Origin of the sequence: Arthrobacter sp. I3, from assembly GCF_000520575.1 — a bacterium.
Taxonomy (GTDB): Bacteria; Actinomycetota; Actinomycetes; order Actinomycetales; family Micrococcaceae; genus Arthrobacter; species Arthrobacter humicola_A.
Genome location: NZ_KI914947.1, coordinates 1 through 11,312 on the forward strand (window position 1 = coordinate 1; position 11,312 = coordinate 11,312).

Consider the following 11,312-nt stretch of genomic DNA (forward strand, 5'->3'; position numbering starts at 1 on the left):
AAATTTCCACGGCAGGTTCGGGGCCGCTGGAGTCCGCGCCGGACTCCACGCCGGGCTCAGCACCGGGAACATGGACCAGCACCAGGGTTTCGGACTGCCGGGTGAACCCTTCGGCGTCGAGCACCGCGTTGAGCGCCGCGTGGCGTGGGCCGTCAAAAATTTGGAAGATGAGCGGAAGCCGCCGGCTGCGGTACCAAAGCCGGGCGTCGCGGACTGCGGCGAGCTGCCGGTGCGGATCCTCGCCGGGGTCCCTCGGCCAGACCGAGTTCGCCCGCTGGGTCACCCCTGACGCCGCCCGCAGCACCCACCCGCCGGATTCCTCGCGCTCCACGGCAGGCCACGCTGCATCCATCAGCGTCTCCAGCCCGGGGATGGATCCAGGTATCACCCCGGGGTGCGGTTCCAGGTTCATCGAGCTACTCCGTCCGGGACGAATGCGGGCAACTAATGACAGACGGCAGGGGCTCCCCGGTTGCCCGGGGTGCCCCTGCCGCTGAAGCTCGCAGGCTAGTCCCTACCGTCCTCAGGTTTCTTGGGCTGCGGCTTGAAGTCGACGCCGGCTTCCTTGCGCTGCTGCGCCGTGATGGGAGCGGGAGCCTGGGTCAGCGGGTCGAAGCCGCCGCCGGACTTCGGGAACGCGATGACATCGCGGATGGACTCCACGCCGGCCAGCAGGGCAACGACGCGGTCCCAGCCGAAGGCGATGCCGCCGTGCGGAGGGGCTCCGAACTTGAAGCCCTCCAGCAGGAAGCCGAACTTGGTCTGGGCGTCTTCCTTGTCCAGGCCCATGAGCTCGAAGACGCGTTCCTGGACGTCGCGCTCGTGGATACGGATCGAGCCGCCGCCAATTTCGTTGCCGTTGCAGACGATGTCGTAGGCGTAGGACAGCGCCGATTCGGGATCGGTGTCGAAGGAGTCCATGAACTCGGGCTTGGGCGAGGTGAACGCGTGGTGGACGGCGGTCCACTTGCCTGCGCCGACGGCGACGTCGCCGGAGGCGACAGCGGCGGCGGCCGGCTCGAACATCGGCGCGTCCACGACCCAGCAGAACGCCCAGTCAGCGGGGTTGATGAGCCCGGTGCGGTGGCCGATCTCGACGCGGGCAGCGCCGAGGAGCGCGCGGGACGGGGTCTTCTCGCCGGCTGCGAAGAAGATGCAGTCACCGGGCTTGGCGCCGACGGCGTCGGCGAGGCCCGCCCGCTCGGTCTCGGTGAGGTTCTTGGCGACGGGACCGGCGAGTTCGCCATCCTCCTTGTACAGGACGTACGCCAGGCCCTTGGCGCCGCGCTGCTTGGCCCACTCCTGCCAGGCGTCGAGGGCCCGGCGGGCCTGGGAGGCGCCGCCGGGCATGACGACGGCGCCGACGTAAGGCGCCTTGAAGACACCGAAGTTGGTGTCCTTGAAGAATTCTGTCAGCTCAGTGAGCTCCTGGCCGAAGCGCAGGTCCGGCTTGTCCGAGCCGTAGCGGGCCATGGCGTCGTGGTAGGTGATGCGCTGGATCGGCGTCGGGATCTCGACGTCGATCAGCTTCCACAGGGCCTTGACGATGTTCTCGCCCAGGCGGATGATGTCGTCCTGTTCCACGAAGCTGGCCTCGATGTCCAGCTGGGTGAATTCCGGCTGGCGGTCCGCGCGGAAGTCTTCATCGCGGTAGCAACGGGCGATCTGGTAGTACTTTTCGAAGCCGCCCACCTGAAGGAGCTGCTTGAACAGCTGCGGGGACTGCGGCAGCGCGTACCAGGAACCCGGCGCCAGGCGGGCCGGAACCACAAAGTCGCGGGCGCCTTCCGGCGTCGAACGGGTCAGCGTGGGGGTTTCGATCTCCACGTAGCCGTCCTGGTGAAGCAGTTCGCGGGCCACCCGGTTGGCTTCCGAACGCAGGCGCAGGTTACGGGCGGGGCCGGGACGGCGCAGGTCCAGGTAGCGGTGCTTCAGGCGTGCTTCCTCGCCCACCTCAACGTGTTCGTCGATCTGGAACGGCAGCGGGTCCGAGGTGTTGAGGATCGTGACCTTCTCGGCCATGACCTCGATCTCGCCGGTGGGAAGCGCCGGGTTCTCGTTGCCTTCGGGACGCTGGGAGACGGTGCCGACGATCTGCAGCACATATTCGTTGCGCAGTCCGTGGAAGACCTCTTCTTCGCGGACCACAACCTGGGCGACGCCGGACGCGTCGCGCAGGTCAACGAATGCGACACCACCGTGGTCACGACGCCGGCCGACCCAGCCGGCGAGGGTTACGGTTTGTCCAATGTGCTCGGAGCGAAGTGATCCGAGGTCATGTGTGCGCAGCACAGCACGCCTTTCTGAAGAAGACAGAGGGAAAATCAAAAGCGATATCAAAACAATGACGTTCTAATAGGATCGCTACGGGAACGATCCCGTTCGAGTTTACCCGTTGGAAAGGCCCCTTTTGCCATGGCAACCCGGCACAACGGAACCCAGCCCGGTGACCAGCCCCCGCGTCAGCCCCGCGATCAGCCCGGCGGCCGGCCTGGTCCGCAGCGGCCACCCCAGCGGCTGCAGCGCCGCCTCGGCGTGTTCGATTCCACGGCAATTGGCCTGGGTTCGATGCTGGGCGCCGGCGTGTTCGTCGTGTTCTCCCCCGCCGCAGCCCTGGCCGGGCCGCTGCTGACACTTGCCGTGGCCGTGGCAGGCGTCATCGCCTACTGCAATGCCGTCGCGTCGGCGCAGTTGGCGGCGAGGTACCCCGACAGCGGGGGAACTTACGTGTACGGGCGCCGGCAGCTCGGCCAGTGGCCGGGCTTCATTGCGGGCTGGGGTTTCATCACGGGTAAGACGGCGTCCTGCGCGGCGATGGCGCTGACGTTCGGGCACTACGTGGCGCCGGCTTATGCCACGCCGCTGGCGATCGCCGGCGTCGTCGTCCTCACGGGAGTTAATCTGCTCGGCATCACGCGGACCGCACTGCTGACCAGGATCCTGCTGGCCGTCGTGTTGGCCACGCTCGTCTTCGTCACCGTTGCGTCCCTGCTCGGTCCGCACCCGGCGGGCGCCCCTGCCGTGTCGGCGGCGCCGGTCTATCCCGCGCCGCCCTCCGGCGGCTGGGGCGTCCTTCCCGCGGCGGGGCTGATGTTCTTCGCCTTCGCGGGTTATGCGCGGATCGCCACCCTCGGCGAGGAGGTCAAGGATCCCGCCCGAACCATCCCGCGGGCCATCCTGGCCGCACTGGCCGGGGCCTTCGTGATCTACTTTGGCCTGGCCGCGCTGCTGCAGTGGCACCTGCCCCCGCAGCAGCTGGCGGGTTCGACGGCGCCGCTGCTGGACGCGGTGGCGGTCTCCCGCCTCGGCGCCGGCGTCCCGTTCGTCCAGGCCGGAGCGGCCGCGGCCTGCCTCGGCGCGCTGCTGGCCCTGATCACCGGGGTCGGCCGGACCACGTTGGCGATGGCGCGGGAACGGGACCTGCCCGCCCCGCTGGCCAGTGTGGGCCGCGCCCGCACCGTCCCGTTCACGGCGGAACTGGCCGTCGCGGCCGCCGTCGTTGTCCTGCTGCTGAGCACTGACGTGATGACCGTGGTCGGATTTTCCAGCTTCGGCGTGCTGGTCTATTATGCCGTGACGAACGCCGCGGCTTTCACACTGGCCGGACGCCCCTGGCATGCGCCGCGCTGGCTCAACGTGCTGGGTTTCCTCGGCTGCCTGGTCCTGGCCGTCACCCTGCCGCCGGCCTCCATGCTGTTGATGGCTGCGGTGCTGGCGGCAGGGGTGGCCGGGCGGTTCCTCGTCCTGCTGGTGCGCAGGACGCGGGACACTAACGGGCCTGCCCGGAACTCCTAGCTAGTCCTAGCTCGCGGCGATCACGCGCACGTGCAGGTCCTCCTTGGAGGGCGTCCACGAGTCCGGGTCGGCGTCGTACTGCTCGCCCGTGCGGATGTCTTTGACCTGGTGCTTGCCGTCGTCGTCAGTGAACCAGACAAACGGAATGCCGCGACGGTCGGCGAACTTGATCTGCTTGCCGAACTTCTCCGCCTTCGCGGCGACCTCCGTGGCGATGCCCCGGCTGCGCAGCTGCGCCGCGACATCCTGCGCTGCGGCCCAGCTGTCGTCGTTGTTCAGCGTCACCAGCACGGCGGTCGGCACGGAGCGCGTGGCCTTGGCCAGGTCCTGGCTCAGGATCCGCGACACCAGCCGGGTCACGCCGATGGAGAGGCCGACGCCGGGGAACTTGCGGTTGCCCTTGCTCGCCAGGGCGTCGTAGCGGCCGCCGGAGCAGATCGAGCCCAGCTGCTCGTGCCCCACCAGGACGGTTTCCACCACGGTGCCGGTGTAGTAATCGAGGCCGCGGGCGATGCTGAGATCGGCGACGACCCGACCCGGCGCGTGCTGGACAGCGGCCGCAATGACCTGCTCCAGCTCGTTCAGGCCTTCCTCCAACAGCTCGTTGGTGACGCCCAGCGCCCGGACCTGCTCCACAAAGGACGTGTCCTTGGTGCGGATGCCCGCGAGCTTCAGGGCAGCCTGCGCCTGATCGTCAGTGGCGCCGAGTTCCTCCTTGAGCAACTCGGCCACCTTCGCCGGCCCGACTTTCTCGAGTTTGTCGATGCTGCGCAGGACGCCCGCGGTGTCCGTGAGGCCGATCCCGGTGTAGAAGCCCTCGGCCAGCTTGCGGTTGTTGATCCGCAGCAGGAAGTCGGGGATGGGCAGCGCGTTGAGCGCCTCAGCAATCACCAGCGCGATTTCGACGTCGTACCGGAACGGCAGTTCGCCGTCGCCGACGACGTCGATGTCCGCCTGGGTGAACTCGCGGGCCCGTCCCTCCTGGGGACGTTCGCCGCGCCAGACCTTCTGGATCTGGTAGCGGCGGAACGGGAACGCCAGGTAGCCGGCGTTTTCCACGACGTACCGGGCGAAGGGCACGGTGAGGTCGAAGTGCAGGGCAAGGGCATGGGGGTCGAACTTGGCCGCGGAGTCCTCATCGTCCTGGAGCCGGCTGAGGCCGTAGACCTCTTTGTCGATTTCGCCCTTGCGCAGCAACTGGCCCACCGTCTCCACGGCGCGGGTCTCGATCGAGGAGAAACCATGGAGTTCGAAGGTCCGGCGCAGCGTGTCCAGCACATGGAGTTCCACCAGCCGCTCCTCGGGAAGCCACTCGGGGAATCCTGACAGGGAGGCTGTGCGTGCCATGGTGAAATTTCTCCTCTGGTTACCACTGCGGTATCTCGTTGCTACTGCAGTATCTTCGGGCGCGGGCGTCAGGCGGCATTCTCTCTGTCGAAACGTAACGAAGATAAGCGGCAGACCGGCCAGTCGTGCATAAACTGTGTGCGGCAGTCAGTTTATGCGTTCGGCGCCTGCTTCTTCCAACGGAGCCGGACCCGGCGGGACTGCCGGCAGCTTGCTGCTGCTAGCGCGACGGCGCCTACGGCCCCGTCATGGTGGCGGCCATACAACCAGGAGGACCTTTGGCGGCCAGTTCACGCAGCGCACGCGAGGCGAAGCGGCGCGTCCAGCAGATGGAGGCCAGGCGCGGCCTGCGCCGGGACCAGGACAAGCGCCGCAAGCGCGACAACGTCTTCGCCATCAGCGCCGGCACGGCAGCAATTGGCCTGGCCTTGGTGCTTCAGCTGACCGTCTTCGCCTCAAACCCGACCGAAGAGGAATTCGCGGCCGCGCAGGAGGGACTGAACAGCCCGTCGGCATCCGCCTCACCCACAGCGGCCCCGACGAACGGCGCGAACATCCCCAAGCCCGAGACCGCCGCGGGCAAGACGTTCACAGGCGAGCTCAAGCTGAACCGCGGCACGCTCGGCGTCGAACTCGACGGCACGAAGGCCCCCCAGGCCGCGGCGGTCTTCAAATCCCTTGCCGACCAAAAGTTCTACGACGGCGTCAGCTGCCACCGGCTGACCACGGCCGAGAACTTCGGCGTCCTCCAGTGCGGTTCCAAGGCCGGCGACGGCAGCAGCGACCCGGGCTACACCTGGGGCCCGCTGGAAAACACCCCGCAGGACAACAAGTATCCCGCCGGAACCATCGCAGTGGCCCGGACCGGCGGGAACGCCAACGGCAACGGCACCCAATTCTTCATTGTGTACAAGGACACCGTCATTCCAGCGGATGCCGCCGGGGGCTATACGGTGGTGGGCAAGGTGACCTCTGGACTCGACGTGGTGGGCGGTATTGCCGCCGCCGGACTGAAGCCCGGCGACAACGCCACCGACGGCGCACCTGTGGAACCAGTCACGATAGACTCGTTCTCACTGAAGTAACCAGCCGCGGCCCTCAAGGCCCTGGTCCCGGTATTTCCCTCCAAGCGAAAGACTTCTAGCGGTGACAGACAGTCAGAAATCCGACGAAACATTGGCAACAGCAGCTGCCAACGAAACCGAAACCGAGGCAACCCCCGCCGAGAGTGCAGGCACTGCCGTAGACTCCGACGGCGAGACTGCGGCACCCGAGGCACCAGCCGCGGCCGGCGAGGAACCCGCCGCAGCCGGCGAGGAACTTACCGAGGCATCCGAGCCCACTGTGCCCGCCGTTCCGGCAGAACCCGTCGAGCCGGCGGCGACGGCCGTTCCGGCAGAACCCGCCGAGCCGGCGGCGACGGCCGAGCCTGTTGACCAAGCCGAAGCCACCGCCGCCCCGGTTCCGACGCCGGGTCCCGCGCCGACCGCGCGTCCCGCACCGAGCCCGGCAGCATTTGCCGGCCGGCCGAAGGCCAAGCCGTCTGCGGCCGCACCGGCTCCGGCCCCGGCGGCCGTGTCCTCCGCAGCCTCACTGGCCGAAGCGGCCCGCTGGGGCCGTGTTGAAGGCGACGGCCACGTCTTCCTGACCGTTGACGGCACGGAATACCCCGTAGGCCAGTACCCGGGGGTCAGCGAGGACGAGGCCCTGGGCTACTTCGCCCGGAAGTTCGAGGACGTCGTGGCCCAGATCGTCCTGCTGGAACAGCGGGTGAGTTCCAAGGCGCCCACCGCGGACATGCAGAAGACCGTCACGCACCTGCGCGAGCAGCTCGCCGAGCGGAACATGGTGGGCGACATCCGCTCCGCCGAGGCCCGGCTGGACGCTCTGGTGACACAGATCGGCGAGCTGGAAAAGGCTGAGAAGGCCGAGCACGACGCTGTCCGCGCCGCTGAGCTTGCCGCCCGCGAGGCGATCGTGGCCGAGGCCGAGGAAATTGCCGGCCACGATCCCGCGCAGATCCAGTGGAAGACCTCCAGCGCGCGGATGAACGAACTCTTCGAGAGCTGGAAGACCGCCCAGAAGAGCGGCGTCCGGCTCGGCCGCAGCAATGAGGACGCACTGTGGAAGCGGTTCCGCGCCGCCCGCACGGTGTTTGACCGGCACCGCCGCGCGTACTTCTCCCAGCTGGACAGCAACAATTCGGCGGCCAAGGCCGCAAAGGAGAAGCTCATCACCGAGGCCGAGGCCCTTTCGTCCTCGACCGACTGGGGTTTTGCCGCCGGCGAATACCGCCGCCTGATGGATGAGTGGAAAGCCTCTCCCCGCGCCAGCCGCAAGGACGACGACGCGCTGTGGGCCCGCTTCCGCGCCGCACAGGACGTCTTCTTCACCAACCGCCAGGCAGCCAACGACGAGATCGACCAGGAATACGGTGCGAACCTGGTGGTAAAGGAAGCGCTCCTGGTGGAAGCCAACGAGCTCCTGCCGATCAAGGATCTCGCGGCAGCCAAGAAGGCACTGCAGTCCATCCGGGACCGCTGGGAAGAAGCCGGCAAGGTGCCGCGTGCCGACATGGGCCGCATCGAAGCCGGTCTGCGGAAGGTGGAGGACGCTGTCCGCCACGCCGAGGACGAAAACTGGAAGCGCTCCAACCCGGAGACGAAGGCGCGCACCAACAGCGCCCTCACCCAGCTCGAGGCCGCCATTGCCGGCCTCAAGGAAGATCTGGCCAAGGCGGAGAAGGCCGGCGACGAGCGCAAGATCAAGGCCGCCCGGGAAGCCCTCGAGGCACGCCAGGCCTGGCTGGAGCAGCTCGAGCGCTCAGCGAGCGAACTCTCCTAGGCACTCCGCACGAAGTACACCAGCAGGTCAGTCCAGGCCCCGTTTCGGTTATCCACATGACCGGCACGGGGCCTGTTCTATGTCCGGGGAACCGGGAACGATGGCGGAATGGTAATCATGCCCCGCGCTCCCACCGCTCCGCCGGTTCCGGGCCGGCACGCCCTGGTGCCGGGACCTCCGGTACCGGGGACTCCAAGTCCAGGTGCGGGGCCGGAACACTGCGAGCTCTACTCCCCCGGCGCGCTGTTCTCCTGGCCGGAGCTGCAGGCCATGGCCGCCGACGGCGTGCTGACGCAGCTGTATCAGCGCGGCTACCTGCCGCCCGGGTCCCACGCCAGTCCGCAGCTTCGCGCGCGGGCCGCGTCCCTGGTGGTGGCCCCGGCGATCCGGCAGCGGGTCGTGGCGGGCCGGATGACCGCGGCATGGATCTATGGGTGTGCCACGGAGCCGGACCGCCTGGCCCTGCTGGTTGACGCCAACCGGCGGATCTCCAGTCTGCGGTCCGTGCGCGGCTGCACCTTCCACGAAGTTCGCCTGGGGCCGTTCGACGTCGTGAGCATGGGAGGCCTGATGGTGTCCAGCCCGCTGCGCACGGCCGTGGACGTGGCGATGCACGTGGACGCGGAGCGGGGCGTGCCGGCCCTCAGGGCGCTGTTGGCTCGTCCCGAACTGGGCGTCCGCCTGCGGCTGCTCAGGCTCGCCGTGGAGGCGAGTCCGCGCGTTCCGCATAAGCGGGCGGCCCTGGCGAAGCTCGCCGCCCTCGCGGCAGAGCCGGCGGCGCCAGATTGATCCCATGCAGAAAGCGGTGGACCGAGGCCTGAACTGCCGGGTCAGCTGCGGCGGCGGTTTCCGGTGGTGCGGTACACGTCGAAGACGCCGTCGATCCTGCGGACCGCGCTGAGCACGTGGCTGAGGTACTTCGGGTCGCCCATCTCGAAGGCAAACTTGGAGATTGCCACCCGGTCAGTGGACGTGTGCACGCTCGCCGCCAGGATGTTGACGTGGTTTTCCGAGAGCACCCGGGTGACGTCGGAGAGCAACGATTTGCGGTCCAGCGCCTCGACCTGGATTTCCACCAGGAACACGCTGGACTGTGTGGGGGCCCAGTCCACCTCCACGATCCTGTCCGGCTGGTCCATCAGGCCGCTCACGTTGGTGCAGTCGGTCCGGTGCACGGAGACCCCGGAGCCACGCGTGACGAAGCCCAGGATCGGATCCGGCGGGACCGGCGTGCAGCACCGGGCGAGCTTGACCCAGACGTCGTCCACGCCGCGGACAACGACGCCGGAATCGGAGAACCGGGCCTTGCTGACCTGGGTGGGGATGGAGACCTCGGTGAGGGCATCGTCCGGGTGCTCGTTCCCGCCCAGGCTCTCCACCAGGCGTTCCATCACGGACTGGGCGGAGGTGTGGCCGTCGCCCACGCCGGCGTAGAGCCCGGAGATGTCAGCGTATTTGAAGTCCTCGGCGATCGCCGCGAGGGCGTCGTGGGTCATGAGCCGCTGCAGCGGCAGGTTTTGCTTCCGCATCGCTTTGGTCAGCAGGTCCTTGCCGCGGTCAATCGCTTCCTCGCGGCGTTCCTTGCTGAACCATTGCCTGATCTTGTTCCGGGCCCGGGCACTCTTGACGAAGTGCTGCCAGTCCTGGCTGGGGCCGGCTCCTTCGGCCTTCGAGGTGAAGATCTCGACCCAGTCGCCGTGGTTCAGTTCGCTGTTGAGCGGAACGAGCTTGCCGTTGACGCGTGCGCCAATAGTCCGGTGGCCCACCTCGGTGTGCACTGCGTACGCGAAGTCGACGGGTGTGGACCCGGCGGGGAGGGCCATGACCTCGCCCTTGGGGGTGAAGACGAACACTTCCCGGGCGTTGATTTCAAAGCGGAGGGAGTCGAGGAATTCGCCGGGGTCCGACGTTTCCTGCTGCCAGTCCACGAGGGAACGCAGCCAGCCCATGTCGCCGTCGCGCGGGCTGCCGGGGCCGGCCGCCGTCCGGTTCGGCTGGTCCTTGTACTTCCAGTGCGCGGCGACGCCGTACTCGGCCCGGCGGTGCATCTCGTGGGTGCGGATCTGGATTTCGACCGGCTTGCCGCCGGGACCGATCACCGTGGTGTGCAGCGACTGGTACATGTTGAACTTGGGCATCGCGATGTAGTCCTTGAACCGCCCGGGCAGGGGGTTCCAGCGCGAGTGCATCGCGCCCAGGGCCGCGTAACAGTCCCGGACAGAATCGACCAGGACGCGCACGCCCATGAGGTCGTTGATGTCGTCGAAGTCTTTGTCGCGGACGATCATCTTCTGGTAGATCGAGTAGTAGTGCTTTGGCCGCCCGGTGATCGTGGCCTTGATCTTCGCGGCCCTGAGGTCCTCGGTGATCTGGTTGCGGATGACCGCCAGGTTCTTTTCGCGTTCCGGGGTCCGGTCCCCCACCATGCGCACGATTTCCTCGTACACCTTCGGATAGAGGGCAGCGAAGGACAGGTCCTCCAGCTCCCACTTGATGGTGTTCATGCCAAGCCGGTGGGCCAGCGGCGCGAAGATTTCCAGCGTTTCCCGGGCCTTGCGGGCCGAGGACTCAGCCGAGACAAAACGCCACGTGCGGGCATTGTGGAGCCGGTCGGCGAGTTTGATCATCAGGACGCGGATGTCCTTGGCCATGGCGACGACCATTTTGCGCACGGTCTCGGACTGGGCCGCCTCACCGAAGCTGACCTTGTCCAGCTTCGTGACGCCGTCCACCAGCATGGCCACTTCCGGACCGAACTCGGTCTTCAGGTCGGCGAGGGTGTAGGACGTGTCTTCGACGGTGTCATGCAGCAGGGCCGCGGCCAGCGTGGTGCCGCTGAGGCCGAGTTCGGCGAGGATGGTGGCCACTGCGACGGGGTGGGTGATGTAAGGGTCGCCGCTCTTGCGCTTCTGGCCCCGGTGGCAGCGCTCGGCGACCACGAAGGCGCGCTGGATGAGATCGAAATCCTCTTTGGGGTTGTTGGCGCGCACAGTGCGCAGCAACGGCTCCAAAATCGGCGAGTAGGCCGGAGTACCACGGCCCGTCAGCCGGGCAAGACGGGACCTCGTGCGCTCGCGCCGGCCGGGAAAAGTGGGCCGGGCACCGGAGTTGTCCACCGGCACGGGAACATCGGGGCGTCCGGGAACCACCAGGCCAGTCTGTGAACCCTGGCCTTGGCCCTTGTCCGCAGGTGCCTCCGGCACCGGCGTCGAACGTTCTTCCAATGGAGCACCTCTCGCGACCGGTTAATTATTCAAGTGTATTCCCGCAGCAGGATACTTCGATAACCGGCGGGGATACGGCGACGGGCCGGAGGCCGTCGAAAA

General features: G+C 67.6%; 7 protein-coding genes and 1 pseudogene. 4 read left to right on the forward strand and 4 right to left on the reverse strand.

The window, feature by feature from the left end; translation table 11 throughout:
- A pseudogene (locus tag Y706_RS26265) lies at window positions 1–412 on the reverse strand (GNAT family N-acetyltransferase); the annotation flags it as partial.
- Between the two features lie 95 nt (window positions 413–507).
- Window positions 508–2,292 (reverse strand): aspartate--tRNA ligase, encoded by a 1,785-nt coding sequence (gene aspS, locus Y706_RS0117890; protein WP_028277684.1) that lies wholly within the window; start codon window positions 2,290–2,292, stop codon window positions 508–510.
- Between the two features lie 123 nt (window positions 2,293–2,415).
- On the opposite strand from aspS, the gene Y706_RS0117895 reads away from it, so the two are divergent.
- Complete coding sequence (locus Y706_RS0117895) at window positions 2,416–3,795, forward strand: APC family permease (protein WP_028277685.1); 1,380 nt, start codon at window positions 2,416–2,418, stop codon at window positions 3,793–3,795.
- Between the two features lie 6 nt (window positions 3,796–3,801).
- Here the strand turns inward: Y706_RS0117895 and hisS are convergent, their stop codons facing one another.
- Window positions 3,802–5,142, reverse strand: a complete 1,341-nt coding sequence (gene hisS, locus Y706_RS0117900; RefSeq protein WP_028277686.1) for a histidine--tRNA ligase — start codon at window positions 5,140–5,142, stop codon at window positions 3,802–3,804.
- A gap of 278 nt (window positions 5,143–5,420) precedes the next feature.
- On the opposite strand from hisS, the gene Y706_RS0117905 reads away from it, so the two are divergent.
- The 3 genes from Y706_RS0117905 to Y706_RS0117915 all read left to right on the forward strand — a co-directional run bounded on the left by Y706_RS0117905 (window position 5,421) and on the right by Y706_RS0117915 (window position 8,775).
- The gene (locus Y706_RS0117905; protein WP_028277687.1) at window positions 5,421–6,227 is read left to right on the forward strand and encodes a peptidylprolyl isomerase; all 807 of its coding nucleotides are present in this window, start codon (window positions 5,421–5,423) and stop codon (window positions 6,225–6,227) included.
- Window positions 6,228–6,288: 61 nt separating this feature from the next.
- On the forward strand, window positions 6,289–7,986 hold the full coding sequence (locus Y706_RS0117910) for a DUF349 domain-containing protein (RefSeq protein WP_028277688.1): 1,698 nt from the start codon (window positions 6,289–6,291) through the stop codon (window positions 7,984–7,986).
- A 108-nt stretch (window positions 7,987–8,094) separates the two neighbouring features.
- Window positions 8,095–8,775 (forward strand): type IV toxin-antitoxin system AbiEi family antitoxin, encoded by a 681-nt coding sequence (locus Y706_RS0117915; RefSeq protein ID WP_253906824.1) that lies wholly within the window; start codon window positions 8,095–8,097, stop codon window positions 8,773–8,775.
- A gap of 41 nt (window positions 8,776–8,816) precedes the next feature.
- Here Y706_RS0117915 and Y706_RS0117920 read toward each other — a convergent pair whose 3' ends face one another.
- The gene (locus Y706_RS0117920) at window positions 8,817–11,108 is read right to left on the reverse strand and encodes a RelA/SpoT family protein (RefSeq protein WP_156945191.1); all 2,292 of its coding nucleotides are present in this window, start codon (window positions 11,106–11,108) and stop codon (window positions 8,817–8,819) included.
- Window positions 11,109–11,312: the final 204 nt, after the last annotated feature.